Origin of the sequence: Micromonospora sp. AMSO12t, assembly GCF_008806585.1 — a bacterium.
Taxonomy (GTDB): Bacteria; Actinomycetota; Actinomycetes; order Mycobacteriales; family Micromonosporaceae; genus Micromonospora; species Micromonospora reichwaldensis.
Genome location: NZ_WAAS01000104.1, coordinates 1 through 20785, shown reverse-complemented (window position 1 = coordinate 20785; position 20785 = coordinate 1). Strand labels below are relative to the sequence as shown.

At 73.5% G+C, this 20785-nt stretch carries 18 protein-coding genes and 1 pseudogene; 9 read left to right on the top strand and 10 right to left on the bottom strand.

Going from position 1 to position 20785, the window contains the following annotated elements; all coding sequences use genetic code 11:
- Positions 1-4: 4 nt before the first annotated feature.
- From F6X68_RS17045 to F6X68_RS17040, 3 genes and pseudogenes are all read right to left on the bottom strand, one after another.
- Positions 5-763: an EcsC family protein gene (locus F6X68_RS17045; RefSeq protein WP_370518956.1), complete on the bottom strand. Its 759-nt coding sequence runs from the start codon at positions 761-763 to the stop codon at positions 5-7.
- Positions 764-801: 38 nt separating this feature from the next.
- A complete protein-coding gene (locus F6X68_RS33565) occupies positions 802-945 on the bottom strand; it encodes a hypothetical protein (RefSeq protein ID WP_165947802.1) in 144 nt (47 codons plus the stop codon).
- A gap of 103 nt (positions 946-1048) precedes the next feature.
- Positions 1049-1773 (bottom strand): annotated as a pseudogene (locus F6X68_RS17040) (peptidase M23).
- 417 nt (positions 1774-2190) lie between these two features.
- Here F6X68_RS17040 and F6X68_RS17035 point away from each other — a divergent pair.
- From F6X68_RS17035 to F6X68_RS17025, 3 genes are read left to right on the top strand one after another with little or no spacing between them, the layout of a single operon-like run.
- Positions 2191-3111 (top strand): proteasome assembly chaperone family protein, encoded by a 921-nt coding sequence (locus tag F6X68_RS17035; protein ID WP_151455215.1) that lies wholly within the window; start codon positions 2191-2193, stop codon positions 3109-3111.
- A gap of 37 nt (positions 3112-3148) precedes the next feature.
- The gene (locus F6X68_RS17030) at positions 3149-3946 is read left to right on the top strand and encodes an exodeoxyribonuclease III (RefSeq protein WP_151455214.1); all 798 of its coding nucleotides are present in this window, start codon (positions 3149-3151) and stop codon (positions 3944-3946) included.
- A 28-nt stretch (positions 3947-3974) separates the two neighbouring features.
- On the top strand, positions 3975-4289 hold the full coding sequence (locus tag F6X68_RS17025) for an antibiotic biosynthesis monooxygenase (RefSeq protein WP_151455213.1): 315 nt from the start codon (positions 3975-3977) through the stop codon (positions 4287-4289).
- A gap of 38 nt (positions 4290-4327) precedes the next feature.
- Here the strand turns inward: F6X68_RS17025 and F6X68_RS17020 are convergent, their stop codons facing one another.
- Together F6X68_RS17020 and F6X68_RS17015 are read right to left on the bottom strand one after the other, a co-directional pair.
- The gene (locus tag F6X68_RS17020) at positions 4328-5005 is read right to left on the bottom strand and encodes a class F sortase (RefSeq protein WP_151455212.1); all 678 of its coding nucleotides are present in this window, start codon (positions 5003-5005) and stop codon (positions 4328-4330) included.
- 8 nt (positions 5006-5013) lie between these two features.
- The gene (locus tag F6X68_RS17015; protein WP_151455218.1) at positions 5014-5568 is read right to left on the bottom strand and encodes a hypothetical protein; all 555 of its coding nucleotides are present in this window, start codon (positions 5566-5568) and stop codon (positions 5014-5016) included.
- A 228-nt stretch (positions 5569-5796) separates the two neighbouring features.
- On the opposite strand from F6X68_RS17015, the gene trmB reads away from it, so the two are divergent.
- The 3 genes from trmB to F6X68_RS17000 all read left to right on the top strand — a co-directional run bounded on the left by trmB (position 5797) and on the right by F6X68_RS17000 (position 10772).
- Positions 5797-6426: a tRNA (guanosine(46)-N7)-methyltransferase TrmB gene (gene trmB / locus F6X68_RS17010; protein ID WP_225852260.1), complete on the top strand. Its 630-nt coding sequence runs from the start codon at positions 5797-5799 to the stop codon at positions 6424-6426.
- Between the two features lie 113 nt (positions 6427-6539).
- Entirely contained in the window at positions 6540-9044 is a 2505-nt protein-coding gene (locus F6X68_RS17005; RefSeq protein WP_151455210.1) for an RNA helicase, read from the top strand.
- 357 nt (positions 9045-9401) lie between these two features.
- The gene (locus F6X68_RS17000) at positions 9402-10772 is read left to right on the top strand and encodes an MFS transporter (RefSeq protein ID WP_225852256.1); all 1371 of its coding nucleotides are present in this window, start codon (positions 9402-9404) and stop codon (positions 10770-10772) included.
- Positions 10773-10833: 61 nt separating this feature from the next.
- Here F6X68_RS17000 and helR read toward each other — a convergent pair whose 3' ends face one another.
- Together helR and F6X68_RS16990 are read right to left on the bottom strand one after the other, a co-directional pair.
- Entirely contained in the window at positions 10834-12978 is a 2145-nt protein-coding gene (gene helR, locus F6X68_RS16995; protein ID WP_225852259.1) for an RNA polymerase recycling motor ATPase HelR, read from the bottom strand.
- Between the two features lie 427 nt (positions 12979-13405).
- Positions 13406-13789, bottom strand: a complete 384-nt coding sequence (locus F6X68_RS16990; RefSeq protein WP_151455207.1) for a hypothetical protein — start codon at positions 13787-13789, stop codon at positions 13406-13408.
- Between the two features lie 194 nt (positions 13790-13983).
- On the opposite strand from F6X68_RS16990, the gene F6X68_RS16985 reads away from it, so the two are divergent.
- The 3 genes from F6X68_RS16985 to F6X68_RS16975 all read left to right on the top strand — a co-directional run bounded on the left by F6X68_RS16985 (position 13984) and on the right by F6X68_RS16975 (position 17849).
- Positions 13984-14628, top strand: a complete 645-nt coding sequence (locus F6X68_RS16985; protein ID WP_151455206.1) for a hypothetical protein — start codon at positions 13984-13986, stop codon at positions 14626-14628.
- A gap of 287 nt (positions 14629-14915) precedes the next feature.
- Entirely contained in the window at positions 14916-16700 is a 1785-nt protein-coding gene (locus F6X68_RS16980) for a hypothetical protein (protein ID WP_225852255.1), read from the top strand.
- Between the two features lie 57 nt (positions 16701-16757).
- The gene (locus F6X68_RS16975; RefSeq protein ID WP_327027587.1) at positions 16758-17849 is read left to right on the top strand and encodes a glycosyltransferase family 2 protein; all 1092 of its coding nucleotides are present in this window, start codon (positions 16758-16760) and stop codon (positions 17847-17849) included.
- A gap of 22 nt (positions 17850-17871) precedes the next feature.
- Here the strand turns inward: F6X68_RS16975 and F6X68_RS16970 are convergent, their stop codons facing one another.
- From F6X68_RS16970 to F6X68_RS16960, 3 genes are all read right to left on the bottom strand, one after another.
- Positions 17872-18816, bottom strand: coding sequence for an ABC transporter substrate-binding protein (locus tag F6X68_RS16970; protein WP_151455205.1), 945 nt, complete (start codon positions 18814-18816; stop codon positions 17872-17874).
- On the bottom strand, positions 18816-19664 hold the full coding sequence (locus F6X68_RS16965) for an ABC transporter ATP-binding protein (protein WP_151455204.1): 849 nt from the start codon (positions 19662-19664) through the stop codon (positions 18816-18818). The genes F6X68_RS16970 and F6X68_RS16965 overlap by 1 nt, the downstream gene beginning before the upstream one ends.
- A 25-nt stretch (positions 19665-19689) precedes the next feature.
- The coding region (locus F6X68_RS16960; RefSeq protein ID WP_370518955.1) for a FecCD family ABC transporter permease at positions 19690-20785 on the bottom strand (1096 nt) is incomplete at its 5' end.

Here is a 20785-nt window from a genome sequence, read left to right as displayed (position 1 = left end):
CGGCTCAGGGCCGGCGGGGCTCGGGGACGGTCGGTCCGCCGTGCTGGCGGTAGAGGGCGTGGGAGCGCACGGCGAGATCCTTGGTGGCCGACGAGTTGGCCCAGGTGCCGAGCACGATCGCCGCGCCGGGCACCACCTTGGCGAAGACCCGCTTCGCCGCGCGTACCCCGGCCATCTGGGCCAGTCGCACGCCGAGGCGCAGCATGACCTTGCCGAGCGGGTTCTGCCCCCCGCTGCCGAAGAGGGCCCCGGCGCGCTCCCGGCCGGCGGCCACCCCGAGCGCGAGCCGGGCGCTCTCGGCGACCTTGTGCACCTTCTGCAGCACCAGCAGGTCGGTCGCCCGGTCGCCGTGCAGCGGGTCGACCCCGTACGCGGCGGCGACGTGCAGCACCATCCGGGCCTGCGTCCAGGCCAGGATCCCCACGTCGATCACGGCGCCGGGCAGCCCGGCGGCGCCCGAGACCGCCCCGGAGAGCCGGGCGTGGTTGACGAACTTGCGTACCGCCTGCTCCGCCAGGGCCTCGGCGGAGACGCCGGGCTGCTCGGCCCGGGCCCGCGCGGCCCACTGCGCCGCCTCCGGCCCCAGCCGGCGTACGGCCTCCAGGGCGAGGTGCTCGGGGGCGTACTGCGGGTCCTCCCGCATCCGGTCCCAGAGCTTCAGCGGCGGCGCCTCGGTGGCCTCCTGCGTCGGTGCCGGAACCACGGCCGGCGGCTGAGGTCCTCCGGCGACGCGCTGGTCGTCGGCGGGCGCGGGATCGGTCACAGGGTCTCCCGGGGGTCGGAGAGGTCGGCGGTGACGGGTCAGCGGCGGTTCTGGAGCTTGGCCGCGAGACCCCGGAGCTTCTGCTGGGTGCCGGGCTTGGCCAGCTCGCGACGGCCACGGTCGACCATCTGCTGACCCTTGGGCGAACGCAGGAAGGTGCTGATCCGCTGCATCAGTGACATGTCGTCCTCCAGTCGGTGGTGCCTGTTCCATGTGTACCTCGGAGCGACAACACATGTACCCCGGATGCGCGAACCGCAACCGTCCACTGTGGTTGGTAGAAGCCTACTGCCCGGCCTCCAGGCACGCCGCGACGACCTTGGAGGCGCGCCACTCGTGCTTGGCGTAGTGCTCCGGGTAGGCGGAGATCTGCACCGCCTGGGCGGCGTCGGTGAGCCGCATCTGCTGCCAGCCCGGCACCCGCGCCAGCGCCGAGAGGAACTGTCGGGTGGCGAACTCCGGGTCCATCAGCTCACCGACCTCGCCCCAGCCGCTGCTGGAGCGCTGCTGGAACAGCCCGACCGAGTCGTGGTCCCACCCGATGCCCTGGTGCGGGTACTCGCGGGACTCGGGGAGCACCCCGCTGGCGACGTTGTAGAGGTTGCTCTCCTGCATCGCGGTGGCGACCGCGATCACCAGCGCGCGCCGGGGCATCCCCATCTCGCGCCCGGTCCGCACGATCTCCTCGGCGTTCTCCATCTGGGCGTCGTCGAGCCCGACGACCGGGGCGGGGTCGATCGGCTTGCGGGTGGTCTTCTCCGGTGCCGGGGTGGTGGTGTCCGGGTCGGCGGAGTCGTCCCCGCGCCCTGGGCGACGGCGGTCAGGCCGAGGCAGCACAGCACGCCGGTGGCGAGGGCGATCCGGGCCCGGGCGGGCCCGCGTGTCAGCAGGTGGGCGTACGCCCCGGCAGCGCGGAGGGCGGTTGACCGAACGTACGAGGGGGTATCGTTCGAACGGCCAACCGGGTCACCGGGGGCGATCTGGTCGTCGAGGGTGCGGTCGTCACGCATCAGCCGAGGCTAGGCAGGCCCACCCGCCGATCACCCCGGGTGATCTCGTGGCTTTCCTCACGATATGGGCTGGGCCGGGTGGACGCCCCTGCCGCCCCGGGCAGCCCGGGGGACGGACCTCGCGGACCGGTCAGACCTCCGGGTCGCCCCGGCCCGCCCCTGCGCGCCCGGAACACGGACAAACCCCCACCGTCCGGCCCATGATCCCCAAACTCGCCCGTTCGGCCGATAGCCTGGTCGTCCTGACGGTCAACGTTCCTCGTCCGCCGGTGGGCTTGCGGGCATACGCCCGATTACCGGACAGGTGACGACCCGCGGCGGGGCGCGGCGAGGAATGCACGAGGATGGCGGGTACGTTCCCCGAACCGGGTGCCCTCGCGCGGCGACCCGTACGCACGACCAGGGAGGTCCGCACCGGTGCTCGACCCACACGAGCTCTACGAGCTCACCGACGATCTGCCCGACCTCGGTCAGCCGGTCCTGATCCAGACCCTCACCGGCTTCGTCGACGCCGGCAGCGCCACCCGACTGGCCAGGGAGCAGCTGCTCACCTCCCTGGACGCCCGCCCGATCGCGCGGTTCGACGTCGACCAGCTCTTCGACTACCGCTCGCGCCGCCCGGTGATGACCTTCGTCGAGGACCACTGGGAGTCGTACGACGCCCCGGCGCTGGAGCTGCACCTGCTCCGCGACGACGACGAGACCCCCTTCCTGCTGCTCACCGGCCCGGAGCCGGACCTGCAGTGGGAGCGCTTCGTGGCCGCGGTGGCCGGCATCTCCGCGCGGCTGGACGTCCGGCTCACCGTCGGGCTCAACTCGATCCCGATGGCCGTGCCGCACACCCGGCCCGCCGGGGTGACCGCACACGCCACCCGCCGCGAGCTGATCGCCGGCTACGAGCCGTGGTTGCAGCGGGTGCAGGTGCCGGGCAGCGTCGGGCACCTGCTGGAGTACCGCCTCGGCGAGCTGGGCCGTGACGCCCTCGGTTTCGCCGCCCACGTGCCGCACTACGTGGCGCAGACGGAGTACCCCGCCGCCGCCGAGGTGCTGCTCGCCTCCGTGTCCCGCAGCACCGGGCTGCTGCTGCCCCGCGACGGGCTGCGTTCGGCGGCCGAGGTGGTCCGGGTGGAGATCGACCGGCAGGTCGCCCAGACCGACGACGCCGCCCAGCTGGTGCAGGCCCTCGAGGAGCAGTACGACGCGTTCGCGCGCGGCCGGGGCGAGAGGAACCTGCTGGCCGCCGAGGCCGGGCCACTGCCCACCGCCGACGAGCTGGGCGCCGAACTGGAGCGGTTCCTGGCCGAGCAGACCCGCCCGGGCGACACCCCGGGCAGCTGAACCGGCGACACGCGCGGGGATGGGGCAGGCTGGTCACATGCGCCTGGCGACCTGGAACGTGAACTCGGTGAAGGCCCGCCTGCCCCGGCTGCTGGACTGGTTGGCGGGCACGGGCCCCGACGTCGTCTGCCTCCAGGAGACGAAGTGCCCCGACGGCGCCTTCCCGGTGGCCGAGGTGGGCGAGCTGGGCTACACGGTGGCCAGCCACAGCGACGGCCGGTGGAACGGGGTGGCGATCCTGTCCCGGGTCGGCCTGGCGGACGTCACGGTGGGGTTCCCCGGCGAGCCGGGCTTCCCCGATCCCGAGGCCCGGGCCATCTCGGCGACCTGCGACGGGGTCCGGGTCTGGTCGGTGTACGTGCCGAACGGCCGGGCCCCGGACGACCCGCACTACGCGTACAAGCTCGCCTGGTTCGCGGCGCTGCGGGACGCGGTCGAGGCGGAGCTGACCGGCGGCCCGCCGCTGGCGGTCTGCGGCGACTTCAACGTGGCGCCCACCGACGCCGACGTCTGGGACCCGGCGCTGTTCACCCACTCCACGCACGTCACCCCCGCCGAGCGGGCGGCCCTCGCGGCGCTGCGCGACCTCGGGCTCTCCGACGTGGTGCCCACGCCGATGAAGGGCCCGCACCCGTTCACCTACTGGGACTACCGGGCCGGCATGTTCCACCAGAACAAGGGCATGCGGATCGACCTCGTGTACGCCTCGGCGCCGTTCGCCCGGGCGGTCCGCTCCGCGTACGTGGACCGGGAGGCGCGCAAGGGCAAGGGGCCCTCCGACCACGCGCCGATCGTGGTCGACGCCGACCTGGTTCCGGCCGTCGAGTCGTTCTGAGCCCCGGCCCCGTCGCTAGGGTGGAGCCATGGCAGTCGTGAAGATCAACGCGATCGACGTCCCTCCCGGCGCGGGCGAGGAGCTGGAGAAGCGGTTCGCCGCCCGGGCCGGGGCGGTGGAGAACTCCCCCGGTTTCCTCGGCTTCGAACTGCTGCGCCCGGTGGCCGGAGAGAACCGCTACTTCGTCTACACCCGCTGGGAGACCGAGGAGGCCTATCGGGCGTGGGCCGCCGGCCCTTCCCGCGCCGCCCACGCCGGGACGGGCGAGAAGCGTCCCCCGGTCGCCTCCGGCGCCACCCTCCTGGAGTTCGAGGTCGTCCAGCAGGTCCCACCCCGCCCCTGACCCGTCGCGCGAGGCGGTACGTGAGTGGGAGCCTGCGTTCAGGGGTTGCGGGAGGAGAGCAGGGTGGCGAAGGCGATGATGTTGTCGGCGTAGCCCGTCCGGCCGCCGAGCCAGTCGCCGCCGCAGGTGATCAGGCGCAGGCCCGCGGGGCCCTCGTCGCCGTAGACCCGCTCCGCCGGCAGCCGCTCCTTGGGGAAGTGCTCCACGGAGTCCACCCGGAACACCACGACCGATCCGTCCGCCCGGGCCACCTCGACGGTGTCGTCCGGGCGCAGCTTGTGCAGGTCGTAGAAGACCGACGGGCCGCGCTTGGTGTCCACGTGCCCGACGATGACCGACGGGCCCGGCTCGCCCGGGGTGGGGCCCCGGTCGTACCAGCCGGTCTCGTCGGCCCGCTCCAGCGGCGGGACGGCGATGGAGCCGTCCCGGGCCTGGCCGACGGGAGCCACCGGGGCGGACACCTTGATCGCGGGAATCGACAGGCGCACCGGCCGGCTGGCCGCCAGCGCGCCGTTCTCGCTGCGGGCCGGCCGGTCCTGTCCCCCGCCGGCGGCCCAGTCGAACGGCCCGGCGGTGCGCCCCAGGCCCGCGCCGGTGGCGAAGACCCCGGCCAGCACCAGCACCACCGCCAGCGGCACCGACCAGGGGCGGCGTCCGGGCGGCCGTGGGCTGCGGGCCGCTGTGGTGGCCGACTGCGGGGCGGGTGCGGGGACCATGACCGGGCTCAGCGACGGGCGGTACGCGGGCGGCGCGCCGACCGGACCGCGAGCACGATGCCGGTCACGATCAGCGCGAGGCCACCCGGAAGCAGCAGCCCGCCGGTGAAGCCACCGCCGCCACCACCACCGAACCCGGTCGCCGGGCCGCGACTGGGCTTCACGGCCTTGACGACCTGGAGCATGGTCGAGGCGGTCTCGCCGTCGCGGCACTCCAGCTTGATCCGGTAGTTGCCGGGCCGGGTGCGCTCCCGCACCATCGGCGCGGCGGTCAGCGTGCCGTGCTGCGGCTGCACCTGCACCCGGCCGAAGGCGTCCGAGACCACGGTGGCGGGGACCGAATTGTCCTGGCAGCTGGCCCGGATCCCCACCAGGAAGCCGGGCTCGACGGTGCTCGGGCTGACCTCGACGAAGACGCGCGGCCCCGGCGGTCCCGGCTGGGGCGCGCCAGCCCGGGCCAGCAGAGCAGCGGTGGGCGGCTGGGCGGCCAGGGCCGGGGCGGCCGCGAGCAGGGGACCGGCGACCACGGTCACGATCGCCAGCGCCACACCGCCGCGGTGCACCGACACGACGCCCCCTCCCGGCGCGTTGGGGCAGTGCCGGGCAACACCAGACACCCGGTCTGCCGTACGGGATGGATCCTCTCATCCCCGGGCGAACATCACATCCGATTCGGCGCGGTCGTCGCGTACCCTCGGGTCGTTGTGACCTTCACCGACTCCCCCGCCGCCGCCGTCCCCGCGCCCGCCGCCGCCCGGACGATCCGGACCTTCCATCCGCGCCGTGGCCGGATGAGCAGCCGCCAGACGGACGCCCTCGACCGGCTCTGGCCGGTCTACGGCCTGGACGTGCCGGAGCGGCCCGGCACGCCGGTGGACCTGGCCGGCCTGTTCGGCCGGCGGGCCCCGCTGGTGCTGGAGATCGGCTCCGGGATGGGCGACACCACGGCCGAGATGGCCGCCGCCGACCCCGGTCGAGACTATCTGGCGGTCGAGGTGCACACGCCCGGAATCGCCAACCTGCTGGACCTGGTGGACCGGCACGGCCTGCGCAACGTACGGGTGGCGCAGGGCGACGCCCTGGACCTGGTCACGGGCCTGCCGGAGGCGTCGCTGGACGCCGTGCACGTCTTCTTCCCCGACCCCTGGCCCAAGTCCCGGCACCACAAGCGGCGGATCATCCAGCCGGCCCACGTGGCGCTGCTGCGCTCCCGGCTGGCGCCCGGCGGCACCCTGCACTGCGCGACCGACTGGGCCGAGTACGCCGAGGCGATGCGCCAGACCCTGGACGCCGACCCGGGACTGGTCGACGCGCACGACGGCTTCGCTCCCCGCCCCGCCCACCGCCCGGTCACCAAGTTCGAACGCCGGGCCCTGCGGGCCGGTCGACCGATCTTCGACCTGATCCACCGCCGGTCGTGAGAGGAAGGGCACCCTGTCAACGGATTCCGTTGCACAGGGGGCCCTTCCTGACACCCCGGGCGCGCGGATCCGGTTGGCGCTCGGGGGCATGACCCAGGCACCATGGACGCGCTATGACGCTCACCGCCGCGCTGCCGACAAGCGCCGACCCCGACACCCTCTTCGACGCGTTCGCCGGCTGGGCGAAGGAGCGCGGCCTCGACCTCTACCCCCACCAGGAGGAGGCGGTCATCGAGATCGTCTCCGGCGCCAACGTGATCATGAATACGCCGACCGGCTCCGGCAAGAGCCTGGTCGCGATCGCGGCGCACTTCGCGGCCCTGGCCGACGACCGGACGACCTTCTACACCGCGCCGATCAAGGCGCTGGTGTCGGAGAAGTTCTTCGCCCTCTGCGAGGTCTTCGGCGCCGACAACGTGGGCATGCTGACCGGCGACGCCAGCGTCAACGCCGACGCGCCGATCATCTGCTGCACCGCCGAGATCCTCGCCAACCTGGCGCTGCGCGAGGGCGACCGGGCCGACGTCGGCCAGGTGGTCATGGACGAGTTCCACTTCTACGCCGAGCCCGACCGGGGCTGGGCGTGGCAGGTGCCGATCATCGAGCTGCCGCAGGCCCAGTTCGTCCTGATGTCCGCCACGCTGGGCGACACCACCCGCTTCGTCGACGACCTGACCCGGCGTACCGACCGGCCCACCGCCGTCGTCCGCTCCGCCGAGCGGCCGGTCCCGCTGATCTTCTCGTACGCGATGACGCCGCTGCACGAGACCCTGGAAGAGCTGCTGGAGACGAAGCAGGCACCCGTCTACGTCGTGCACTTCACCCAGGCCGCCGCCCTGGAACGCGCCCAGGCGCTGATGAGCGTCAACGTCTGCACCCGCGCCGAGAAGGACATGATCGCCACCGCGATCGGGAACTTCCGGTTCACCTCCGGGTTCGGCAAGACCCTGTCCCGGCTGGTGCGCCACGGCATCGGCGTGCACCACGCCGGGATGCTGCCCAAGTACCGCCGGCTCGTCGAGACCCTGGCCCAGGCCGGCCTGCTCAAGGTCATCTGCGGCACCGACACCCTCGGCGTCGGGATCAACGTGCCGATCCGCACCGTGCTCTTCACCGGCCTGTCCAAGTACGACGGGGTGCGCACCCGGCTGCTCAAGGCGCGCGAGTTCCACCAGATCGCCGGCCGGGCCGGGCGGGCCGGGTTCGACACCGTCGGCCGGGTGGTCGTGCAGGCCCCCGAGCACGTCATCGACAACGAGAAGGCGCTCGCCAAGGCTGGCGACGACCCGAAGAAGCGGCGCAAGGTGGTGCGCAAGAAGCCGCCGGAGGGGTCGATCGGCTGGGGCAGGCCCACCTTCGACCGCCTGGTCGAGGCCGAGCCGGAGCCGCTCACCTCCAGCTTCCAGGTCAGCCACTCGATGCTGCTCAACGTCATCGGCCGTCCCGGCGACGCGTTCGCCGCGATGCGGCACCTGCTCACCGACAACCACGAGGACCGCGCCGCCCAGCGCCGGCACATCCGGCGGGCCATCGCCATCTACCGGGCGCTGCGCGCGGGCGGGGTCGTCGAGCAGCTCGACGAGCCCGACGAGACCGGGCGGCGGGTCCGCCTCACCGTCGACCTCCAGCTCGACTTCGCCCTCAACCAGCCGCTCTCGCCGCTGGCGCTGGCCACGATCGAACTGCTCGACGTCGAGTCCCCCGCGTACGCCCTCGACGTGCTCTCGGTGGTCGAGTCGATCCTGGACGACCCGCGCCAGGTGCTCTCCGCGCAGCAGTTCAAGGCGCGCGGCGAGGCGGTCGCCGCGATGAAGGCCGAGGGCATCGAGTACGAGGCCCGCCTCGAACTCCTCGACGGGGTGACCCACCCGAAGCCCCTCGCGGAGCTGCTGGACTCGGCGTACGAGATGTACCGGCAGGGGCACCCGTGGGTGGCCGACCACCAGCTCTCCCCCAAGTCCGTCGTCCGGGACATGTACGAGCGGGCGATGACCTTCACCGAGTACGTGCAGTTCTACGGGCTGACCCGGTCGGAGGGCCTGGTCCTGCGCTACCTCGCCGACGCGTACAAGACGCTGCGGCAGACGGTGCCCGAGGACGCCAAGACCGAGGAGCTGGTCGACCTCATCGAGTGGCTCGGCGAGCTGGTCCGGCAGGTCGACTCCAGCCTCATCGACGAGTGGGAGCGGCTGCGCAACCCCACCGACGCCGCCGAGGCGGCCGAGGCGCTGGACGACCGCGTGCCGGCGGTCACCCGCAACGCCCGGGCCTTCCGGGTGCTGGTGCGCAACGCCCTGTTCCGCCGGGTCGAGCTGGCCGCCCTGCGCCGCTGGTACGACCTCGGCGAGCTGGACGCCGCGTCGGGCTGGGACGCGGACGCCTGGGCCGACGCGCTGGAGCCGTACTTCGAGGCGTACGACTCGATCGGGGTGGGGCCGGACGCGCGCGGCCCGGCGCTGCTCATGATCGAGCAGGGCCGGGAGCGGTGGACGGTCCGGCAGATCCTCGACGACCCCGAGGACGACCACGACTGGGGCATCAGCGCCGAGATCGACCTCGCGGCCTCCGACGAGGCGGGCGCGGCGGTCGTCCGGATCACCTCGGTCGGCCAGCTCTAGCCACCGCGACGACCGTGGGGGCCGGCTCCGGCCGGGCCCCGCCGCGGTGCTCCGGTGCCCGCAGGCAGGTATCGCGTTGCCGGGGTGAACCGCCCTGGACTAGGTTGACCCCGTGCCCGCCTCGGACAGGGTGCGCCGCCCCTAGCGGCGGCGCGAAACCCCAGACTGCCGAACGCTCTGCGTTTCCGCTCCGCCGCATCAGCGACCCTTCGCCGGTGTGGCCGTCCGAGCTGCCCGGCTCCGCATGCGATGTCCGGAGCCTTTCGTGAACAATTCTGCATCCACCTGTCCCGTCCCCTGTGACGCTCCCCGCTTCCGTCTCCTCCTGACCGTCGTCGTCCCGGGTCGGTGGTCGCGGTGAACGCGCGTGCCCTCACCCTGACCGCGGTGCTGTTGTCGTCGCTGTCGTTCCCGCTGACCATCACCGGGGCGTCTGTCGCGCTTCCCGGCATCCAGCACGACCTCGACACGTCGCTCACGACGGCGCAGTGGGTCGTCAACGGCTACAACCTCTGCTTCGCGGCGTTCCTGGCCTTCGGCGGCTCGCTCGCGGACCTGCTCGGCAAGCGCCGCCTCTTCACCGCCGGGGTCGCGGTCTTCCTCGCCGGCAGCGTGCTGTGCGTGCTGGCCCGGGACGCCACGGTCCTCAACCTCGCACGCGTCCTCGCCGGCACGGGTGCGGCAGCGGCGACGGCGACCGGTCAGTCGATCCTGGCGGCGACCTTCGGCGGACCGGCCCGGACCCGGGTGTTCGGCGCGCTCGGCGCGGTCCTCGGCGTCGGCCTCGCGTTCGGACCCACGATCTCCGGCCTGCTGGTGGACGCGCTCGGATGGCGGGCCGTCTTCGCGGTCCCCGCCGCGCTGGCGGGAGTCGTGCTGCTGGTGTGCCCCTTCCTGCCCGCCCTGCCTGGCGCGAGAAGGAGGATCGACTGGGCCGGCGGCACGCTGTTCACCGCCGCGCTCGCGCTCCTCATCTGGGCCTTCGTCGAGGCACCCGCCCTGGGAGCCTCGCATCCGTCGGTGCTCGCCGCGCTTCTCGCCCTCGTGATCTGCGGGATCGCGTTCGTACGCGTCGAGAAGCACGGCACCGACCCGATGTTCGACCTCGGCCTCCTGCGCGACCGGAGCTTCGTCGGGTACTCGCTGGTCGCCGCGACCATGATGGGACTGCTCGTTCCCCTTCTGGTCTACCTGCCCTCCTACCTCATCGACGTCGCCGGCCTCGACGCCGGACGAGCCGGGCTGTGGATGCTCATGCTCACCCTGCCCTCGGTGGCCCTGCCCCCGGTCGGCGCGGCGGTCGCGCATCGCTCGCCCCGCCTGCTGTCGGTCGGGGCGATCGCCCTCGGCACGGCCGGCATGTTCACCCTCACCACCATCGGGCCCGACAGCACACCGGGTTCCCTCCTGCTCCCGCTGCTGCTGATCGGGACCGGTGTCGGCGCCACCACGGGCGTGATCGACGGACTCGCCATCTCCAGCGCGCCCGTCCGACGGGCCGGCACCGTGGCCGGGCTGTTCAACACCGGCCGGCTCGTCACCGAGACGATCGCGCTCGCGCTCGTCGGCTCCACCCTCGCCATCGTCAGCGGCGGGCACCTCGCCGGCGACGGCTTCACCGCCGCGCTGCGCGTCGTCGCGACGGCGCTCGGCTGCTTCGGCGCCGCCTCCGCCGTCGCTGTCGGTCTCCTCCTGCGACGACGGGATGCCGGGCGCCCGGCGGCGTGACGGCGCTGACGCCGCGCGTCCCGGCGCCCGCCACGTGCCGGGACTCGCGGCGGGCGCGTCGTCAGGAGGTGGTGAGGACGACGAGCTGCCGGGTCGCCCGGGTCATCGCGACGTAGCGGTCGACCGCTCCCTCGACGCCGGCGCCGAACGCCTCCGGGTCGACGAGGACGACCAGGTCGAACTCGAGCCCCTTCGCCAGCTCCGGGGTCAGCGACCGGACGCGGGACGTCGCCCGGAACGTGGGGTCGCCGATGACGCAGGCGGTCCCCTCGGCGTGGGCGGCGAGCCAGGTGTCGAGGATCGAGTCCCGATCGGCGGCGGATCCGCGTACGACGGGAGCGCCGCCGCCGCGGATGGAGATCGGCACGTTGGCGTCGGGGAGCACGGCCCGGATGACGGGCTCGGCCTCCGCCATGACCTCCTCCGGCGTCCGGTAGTTGACGGTCAGGGAGGTCACGGTGATCCGGTCGAGCCCGACGCGCTCCAGCCGTTCCCGCCACGACTCGGTGAACCCGCGCCGGGCCTGGGCGCGGTCCCCGACGATGGTGAAGCTCCCCGACGGGCAGCGCAGCAGCAGCATCTGCCACTCGGCGTCGGTCAGCTCCTGGGCCTCGTCCACCACGATGTGGGCGAACGGTCCGGCGAGCAGGTCCGGCTCCACGTGAGGCAGCGCGGTCCCGTCGACCAGGGCGTCCTGGAGGTCCAGCTGGCGCAGGCTCGACAGCACGCCCTCGCCGTCGTCGTAGGCGTCGGCCTCGATCAGGTCGTCGACGACGGCGGCCATGCGCGCGCGTTCGACGGCGACGACGGCCTCCTGCCGGCGCCTGCGCCCGGACGCCTCCGCGTCGCCGAGCCGCTGCCGGGCCGCGTCCAGCAGCGGCAGGTCGGACACCGTCCACGCCCCGGCGTCGCGGCGCTGGAGGGCGCGGACCTCGTCGGGGCTGAGCCAGGGAGCGCACCGGCGCAGGTAGGCGGGCACCGACCACAGGTCGCCGACAAGGTCGGTCGCCTCGATCAGCGGCCAGGCCCGGTTGAACGCCGTACGCAGCTCCCGGTTGCGCAGCAGCGAGGCGCGGACCACGTCGTCGGGCTCGTCGCCGTCGTACTTCCCCACCAGGATCGTGAGCAGCTCCTCCCAGACCTCGTCACGCGCCTCGTTGTGGGGCGTACCGGGGCCCGGCGCCTCGAACGCCTCGGCCCAGTCGGCGGCGCGCAGCCGGATGTCGGCCTCGTCCGTGCTGACCGTCATCGGTGCGGTCGGCGGCTCCTCGTAGAACCTGACGGCCGACTCGATCGCCTTCACCATCTCCGCCGACGACTTCAGGCGGGCCACCTCCGGGTCGGTCTCGACGCCCGCCGAGGCGCCCTCGGGTACGAGGTCGCGCAGGGTGCAGGTCTGCACCTCCTCCTCCCCCAGGCTGGGCAGCACGTCGGAGACGTACGCCAGGTAGGGCTGGTGCGGCCCGACGAAGAGCACGCCGCCCCGGCGGTGACCGAGGCGCGGGTCGGCGTAGAGCAGGTACGCCGTGCGGTGCAGCGCGACGACGGTCTTGCCGGTGCCGGGACCGCCGTCCACGACGAGCGCCCCGCTCGACCCCGCGCGGATGATGGCGTCCTGGTCGGCCTGGATCGTGCCGAGCACGTCGCGCATCCGCGGCGACCGGCTGGCGCCCAGGCTGGCGATGAAGGCGGACTGGTCGTCGAGCGCGGCGTGCCCCTCGAGGGCGTCCGGGGTGAACACCTCGTCCCAGTAGTCGGTGATCCGGCCGCGCGTCCAGCGGTACCTGCGGCGGCTCGCCAGGCCCATCGGGTTGGCGTGGGTCGCCGCGAAGAACGGCTCGGCCGCGGGGGAACGCCAGTCGAGCAGCAGCCGCCCGCCCGCGCCGTCGGTGAGGCCACCCCGACCGACGTACGCGGGCGCGGGATCGTCGGCGCCGACCATCCGGCCGAGGCAGAGGTCCACGCCGAAGCGGCGCAGTGTGCGCAGGCGGGCGGCCAGCCGACGGACCTCCATGTCCCGGTCCACCGCCTGCCGGCCCTTGCCGCCGGGGGCCCGGCGCTCGGCGTCGAGGCGGTCGGACAACTCGGTGCTCGTCCGCTCGATGCTCCCGGCGACGGCCGCGAAGTGCCGCTCGTCGGCGGCGATCAGCGTCGGATCGGCCTTGGCGGCGAGGTGGTCGGGAAGGTCGAACACACTGGTCGTCAGGCGATCCACGTCAGCAACTCCACTCTCGTTCCGGCTCCCGGCTCCCGGCTCGCGATGCCGTGCGCCGCACGCGCGCACCGGGCGTCCGCCATCGGCTCGACGTCTGCACTCGGCCGTACGTCGACGGCGACCCCCGCTTTCGTCGGTCCCGTTTCCGCAGCTCGCGGCCTTGGCCGGGTGATTCTGCGGCACGGACCGGGTCTTGCCGCAAGCCCCCGGGTGCGATATACCTTGAAAAGGGAAAGGGGTGGCCACACTCCCTTTCCCTTTGTTTCTTTCCGGGCGGAATGTTTTTTCCGGGGCGGAAGACCCGTCGGAATCGACACCGCACAAGGCGGCAGCGGGGCACGCCTCGGCGCGGGCCGTCGGCACGGCTCTCCCGCGTGCGCGTCGGGGGCCTTCCCGGGCGCCCGCCCTCGGGCGGCAGCTATGCGCTGGGTACGCGGACCACGTCGTCGAAGAGTTCCTGCAGTCGATCCCGGCAGCGCAGCAGCAGGCCGGTGATCTCGTCGAACGTCACCGCGTCCACCCGGCCGTGCTCCGACCACAGCGCCCGAACGGCTCGCTGGCTCTGCGTCAGATACAGCTCCGCGGAGTCGAGCAACCTGCTGAACTCGTCGTGGCGGTCCGCGGCGGCGAACCGGACCAGGTCGCGTGCGGCCAGCAGGGGATCTCCGGGGACCGCGAAGACGGTCGCCGGATCGTCGCCTGCCTGGTCAGCCACGATCCGCGCGAGGAAGAACTCGAGTTCGGCCGCGGCCAACGTCAGCCTGCCGACTGCCAGGACCGTCTCATCGGTGAGCCGCTGCATCGGCTCACCGTATCCGAGCACCGGCCCACGGCACCTCACCTCCTCGCGTGTCCCGCGCTCCCCCGCACCTCGATGGCCGGTGCCGGTCGGCCGTCGGCGGACCGGGCAAGAGAGTCCCTGCGAACCCTGGGAGATGTCACACCCGTCGATTAGAATGTGTGTACTAATCGAGGTCCTGACCTGGGAGGACGCCCGTGAGCACGCCCGCCTCCGCCCCACCCACCCCCTACGCGACCCTGCTCGGCTTCACTCGCTACGTCGACCGCATCGGCCCGACGAAGGCCACCTTCGTCGGGGGCCTGCGCAAGCAGCGGGCCAGCCGCTCCGGCTTCAACCCGCACGGCCAGTTCGTCAAGGCGCTCAAGGCCGACATCGCCTTCCACACCGGCGGCACCCACCTCGACCAGGTGGTCGACGTGGTCAAGCCCCGCTGGCGACCGCTCTACCAGGCTCTCGTCCCCGGCGCGACGACCTGGCTGCGCTCCCTCGGCGAGCCGAGGGCCGTCGACCTCGCCCAGACCCGCGACGCGCTCGCGATGCTGGGCGACCTGCCCGTCAAGGTCAACCCCCAGTTCGGCGTACGGCACGCCGACGGTCGCGTCGAGGCCGTCCGACTGCACTTCGACGAGGCGCCGCCCAGCGAGGAGGCGACGCTCGCCACCCTGCACCTGATGGCCCGGCACATGGACGCGGTGCTCCCGCACGCCGAGCCGGTCCTGGTCGACGTCCGCCGTGGCGAGGCCCACCGCATGCCCACCGACGCCCGCCCGGAGCAGATCGAGCGCTGGCTGGCCGGCGAGGCGGCGGCCTTCCGGGCCATCTGGGCCACCGCCGCCTGATCCCTTCCCACCACCCACCCGATCCCGATCGCCCGGTCCGGCCGACGTGGCCGGGCCGGGCGCCGACCGGAAGCCCGCGACACCCGCCGGCCGGGCCGCGCGGCCGGGATCCGCGACACGCGCCGCCGGACCGCGCGGGTCGGCGGGTCCGCGGGTCCGCGGGTCGGCGGGTCGGCGGGTCGGCGCATGTGCGGCGGCGCCCCGGGCGGGTCGGTCAACCCGCCCGGAAGCCCACATCCCGGGCGGCGGATCGACACGGCGGCCACCATCGTGAATCATCTATCTTCATGACCACCGGGTCCACGGACGCCCGACCGTCCGCCGAAATCTCCGACCACGACCAGGTTCCCGACCCCGGGGACCCCGGCCGACGGGACCGGTGGGGCTGGCTGCGCCACGAATGGACACTGGCGGTGCTCGGCGGGCTGCTGCTGGCGGTGGTGCTGACCTGGCCGACGATGCGGCATCCGGCGAGCACCATCCCCGGCGACATCGGCGACCCCACGTTGCAGGCGTGGCAGATGGCCTGGGCCGGGCACGCCGTGCTCAACAACCCGACCGGTCTCTGGCACTCGAACACGTTCTTCCCCGAGACCTACACGTACGTCTACAGCGACACCCTGCTCGGCTACGCCCCGTTCGGGATGCTCGGCTCGGGCTTCGAGGCCGCCCTGGTCCGCTACAACGTGATGTACGTGCTGGTGCACGCGTTGGCCTTCGTCGGGGCGTACGCGCTGGCCCGGCAGCTCGGGGCGGGCCGGCTGGGCGGGGCGGTCGCCGGAATCGCGTGGGCGTACGCGCCCTGGCGGCTGGCGCACTCCGGCCACCTCAACATCCTGTCCAGCGGCGGGATCGCGTTGTGCCTGGCGATGCTGGCGCGCGGCCACGGCTGGTCGCTGCGGCACGGCTACCGGCCGGAGCGGCGGCGACCCGGCTGGGCCCTCGCGGGCTGGCTCGTCGCCGCCTGGCAGATCAGCCTGGGCTTCGGCATCGGGCTGCCACTGGTCTACTTCCTGCTGGCCGCGGTGCTGGTCGGGGCCGGCGGCTACGGCTGGTCCTGGTGGCGGCGCGGGCGACGACCCGCGTTCGGCCGACGGCTGCTGGTCGCCGACGTGGCCGGTGGCGCCGTCTTCGGCGCGGTGACGCTCCTGCTGGGCCTGGTCTACCTGAAGGTCGTCGACCTCAACCCGCAGGCCGAACGGTCGTTGGCCTGGACGGAGATGTTCTCGCCGCCGCTGATCGGCTTCGTCACCGCCCCGGCGGACTCGTGGTGGTGGGGCGAGCGGCACGCGGCGGCGCGGGAACAGCTGTCCTGGCCGCCGGAGATGGCGCTGCTGCCCGGGATGGTCCTGCTCGCCCTGGCCGCGGCGGGGCTGTTCGTCTCGGTCTATCCGGCCCGGCACCGGGTCGCGTTGGCGCTCGGGGTGCTCGGCACGGTGCTGCTGGGCCTGGGCGTCACCCTCGGCGGCGACGGCGATCCGGGCTACCTGACGCTGTCGAAGCACCTGCCGGGCTGGGACGCGCTGCGGACGCCGGGCCGGATGATGCACTGGACGAGCCTGCTGCTGGCGGTGCTGGCGGCGGGCACGGTGACGGTGTTCGCCACGGCGGTGCGGCGGTGGTCGTCCCGGGGCTGGGCCAGGCTCCTGGCACCGGTGCTGCTGTTGGTCCCGCTGGCCCTGGTCGGGCTGGAGGGGGTCAACCGGACGCCGCATCCGGTGGTGCCGACGCCGCCGGCCGCGATGCGTACGGCGGCGGAACCGATGCTGGTGCTGCCCGCCGGCGGCGCGGTCGACCTGATCTTCATGTTGTGGACGACGGACGGGTTCCCCCGGGTCACGAACGGGCTGGGCGGGTTCGAGCCGGTCACGCAGGCGCAGACCCGGGCCGCGACGCCCACCTTCCCCGATGCGGGCAGCGTGGCCTACCTGCGGGGCATCGGGGTGCGGTCCGTGGTGGCCCTGCCGGGCTGGACCGCCGGGACGCCCTGGGAGGGCATCGCGGACCGGCCGATCGACGGGCTCGGCATCACCCGGGAGGAGATCGATGGTGTGCTGGTCTACCGCCTCTGAGCGGGGCGGCGCGAGGCGCGGCGCGGGGCGGGCGTCCTCGGGCGCCGGCCGGGCGGGGTGACGCAGGTGCGCCTTTCGCTGGTGGTGCCCTGCTTCAACGAGGAGGCCTCGGTGGAGCGCCTGCACACGGCGGTGACCGCCGCGGTCGCGGAGCTCACCGACGTCGACATCGAGGTCGTCTACGTCGACGACGGCAGCTCCGACGGCACCCTCGTGGCGCTGCGCCGGCTCGCCGCCGCCGATCCCGCCGTGCGCTACACGTCGCTGAGCCGCAACTTCGGCAAGGAGGCGGCGATGCTGGCCGGGCTGGAGCGGGCCACCGGCGACGCGGTGGTCATCATGGACGCCGACCTCCAGCACCCGCCCCGGTTGCTGCCCGACATGGTGGCGTTGTACCGGCAGGGTTTCGACCAGGTGATCGCGCGCCGGGACCGGCGTGGTGACCGCCTCGTCCGGATGCTGGCCTCGCGGTCCTTCTACCGGGTGGTCAACTGGTGGATCGACGTGCGGCTGCTGGACGGGGCGGGTGACTTCCGGCTGCTGTCCCGGCTGGCGGTGGACGCGGTGCTGGCGATGCCGGAGTACAACCGCTTCTCCAAGGGGCTGTTCTCCTGGATCGGCTTCCGGACGGTGGTGGTCGCGCACCGCAACGAGACCCGGCAGGCGGGCCGGAGCAGGTGGACGTTCGGCAAGCTGTTCAACTACGCGTTCGACGGGCTGCTGTCGTTCAACAACCGGCCGCTGCGGCTGGCGATCTACGGCGGCCTGTTCCTCACCCTGATCGCGGTGGTCTACATGGCCTGGGTGGTCGCCGACGCCGTCAGCAAGGGAATCGACGTTCCCGGCTACACCACCATCATCGTCAGTGTGATCGGTCTCGGCGGCATCCAGATGACGATCCTGGGCGTGATCGGCGAGTACATCGGCCGGATCTACTACGAGACCAAGCGTCGGCCGCACTACCTGGTTCAGGAGACCGAGGACCTGGTCACGCAGGACGGGGAGACGCCCCGGGTGCCGGAGCAGCCGGCGGTGCACCCGACCGAGCGGTTCCGGCAGGGCGGGCCGGCCCGCGAGGACCTCTCCCGGTACCGCTCGCTGCGGCGTGCCGCCGGCGAGTCCGTGACGGGTGACGCGCGGCAGCCGTAGCGGCTGCCGCGCGCGGCACGGGTCAGGCGGTGAGGTACTTCGCCAGGTCGTCGAGGATCTTGTTGGCGGCGCCGATGCCGATGCCCGTCATCCAGATCTCGTCGGAGACGACGTGCGACTTGCCGGCCTTGACCGCCGACAGCCCCTTCCAGAGCGTCCCGCCGGTGACCTTGGCCTGCTCGGCGGCGGCCTTCTCGCCGTACGCGGTGACGAAGATGACGTCGCCGTCGACCTCGCCGATGCGCTCCGGGCTGACCCGGTCCATCCGCCGGTCCTCCTTGCCGGTGAGCTGCTGGCGCTCGGGGCGGCCCAGGCCGGTGTCGCCGATGACGATGCCGGAGAACGAGTCCGGCCCGTACACCCGGATCTCGGTCGGCATGAAGCGGACGATGGAGACCTTGCGGTCGGCGGCGTTGCCGAGCTTGCCGCCGAACTCCCTGGCCCGGGTCTCGTACGCGGCCAGCAGGTCCTTGGCCTGCTGCTCCTTGCCGAGCGCGGCGCCGTCGAAGAGGAAGTTCTCCTTCCAGGTGATGCCGACCTTCTCGGTGAAGACGGTCGGCGCGATGGCGGCCAGCTCGTCGTAGAACTTCTCCTGGCGGAACTTGCTGCCCAGGATCAGGTCCGGCTTGAGGGCGTTGATGGCCTCCAGGTCGGGCTCGGTGAGCACCCCGACCTCCTTGATGCCGGCGAGCTTCTCCTCGCCGAAGTAGGTCGGCCAGCTCTTCGCCTCGCCGGCGGTGGCGGCGCCGACCGGTGTGACGCCGAGTGTCAGGGCTGTGTCGATCTTGTCTGTGTCGAGCACGACGACACGCTTCGGTTCCGTCGGCACCTTCGTGGTGCCCATGGCGTGGACGATCTCCCGGGTCTGTCCGGTGGTGGTGTCGGCGACCGGGTCGCTCTCACCACAGGCGGTGAGACCGACGCCGAGGGCCAGCGCCGCGGTGAGGGCGGCGGCGAGACGACGCATCAGATTCCTTTCGAAGGGTGCGAGCCGGTCAGCGGCGTCGCCGCGTCCCCGGCGGGCAGGCGGGTCAGGGAGGGACTGGTGAGCGCGGGCACCACCAGGGGCGCCCCGGTCACCGGGCAGGGCACGACCACGCAGTCGAGGCCGAAGACGTCCCGGACCAGGTCGGCGGTGAGGATCTCCCGGGGCGGCCCGGCGGCCACCACGGCACCGGAGCGCATGGCGATCAGGTGGTCGGCGTACCGGGCGGCCTGGTTGAGGTCGTGCAGTACGGCGACGACTGTGCGGCCTCGCTCGACTCGCAGCCGGTGCAGCAGGTCCAGCACCTCCACCTGGTGGGCGAGGTCGAGGAAGGTGGTGGGCTCGTCCAGCAGCAGCGCCTCGGTGTCCTGGGCGAGGGTCATGGCGATCCAGACACGCTGCCGCTGACCCCCGGAGAGGGTGTCGACCGGCCGGTCCGCCAGCGCCGTCACGTCGGCGAGCGCCATGGCCCGGTCGACGGCGGCCCCGTCGGACTCCGACCACTGCCGCCACCACCGCTGGTACGGCTGCCGGCCTCGGCCGACCAGGTCCGCGACGGTCACCCCCTCGGGCACCAGCGGGCTCTGCGGCAGCACGCCGAGGCGGCGGGCGACCTCGCGGGTCGGCAGGTCCCGGATGGCGGTGCCGTCCAGCAGCACGGCGCCGCGCCGGGGCGTGAGCAGGCGGGCCATGGTGCGTAGCAGGGTGGACTTGCCGCAGGCGTTCGGCCCCACGATCACCGTGAACGCGTCGCCGGGCAGCTCCAGGTCGAGCCCGTCCAGCACGGTCCGCTCGTCGTAGCCGGCGACCAGGTCGCGGGTGGAGAGCATCACGCCTCCTTGCCAGGGTGGGACATCACGAGGGCCGCCGCCGGCCGCGGAGCAGCAGGAAGATCAGGTACGGGCCGCCGATGGCGGCGGTCAGCACCCCGGCGGGCAGCTGGGTGGGGGCGAACAGCCGCCGGCCGCCCAGGTCGGCCAGCACCAGCAGCAGGGCCCCGAGCAACGCGGCGCAGAGCAGCGGCGGGCGCTCGGTGCGGACCAGCCGGCGGGCCAGCTGCGGGGCGACGAGGGCCACGAAGTCCACCGCGCCCACCTGCGCGGTGACCATCGCGGCGGCCAGCACCCCGGTGCCGGCGAGGCCGACCCGGCGGGCCGCCGGGCGCAGGCCGATCCCCCGGGCGGTGTCGTCGTCCAGGGCGGTGCTGTTCAGCGCCCAGCCGGCCCAGGCCAGCACCGGCAGGAGCACGGCGAGGGTGAGGGCGATCCACAGGCTCTCGTTCCAGCCCTTGCCGGCGAGCGTGCCGATCAGCCAGATCTGCGCGCGCAGCCCGTCGATCGGGTCGGCGGTGAGCAGGACGACCTCGATCAGGGCCCGCAGCGCGAAGGCGACCGCCACGCCGGCGAGCACGAACCGCTGGGCGGCCAGCCCGTGCCGGGCGCCGAGGAGGAACAGCAGCACGGCGGCGACCAGCCCGCCGAGCAGCGCCGCCGGGGCCACGAGCACCGCTGCGGCGCCAGTCGTCAGGGCCACCGTCGCGGCGAGGCCGGCACCCTGGGTGATGCCGACGACGTCGGGGCTGGCGAGCGGGTTGCGGGCCACGCTCTGGATCAGCGTGCCGGCCACCCCGAAGGCCGCGCCGGCCACCGCGGCCAGCACCAGCCGGGGCAGTCGCAGGTCGAGGACCACCAGGTCGTACGGGGTGCCGGCGCCAGAGAGGGCGCGCAGCACGTCGGCCGGGGCGACGTACGGGGTGCCCAGGGAGAGGCTGAGCACCCCTGCGGCGAGCAGCAGCACGACCAGCGCGGCGGCGACCAGCACGGAGCGGCGGCGGACCTGCACGCTGACCGGGCCGATCCGCACGAGCGACCGCCCCGGCAGCGCGGTGACGCCCACCCGGGGACGGCCCGCCGGTCGCCCGGCGGGCCGTCCCCGGGTGGGCGTCACCGCG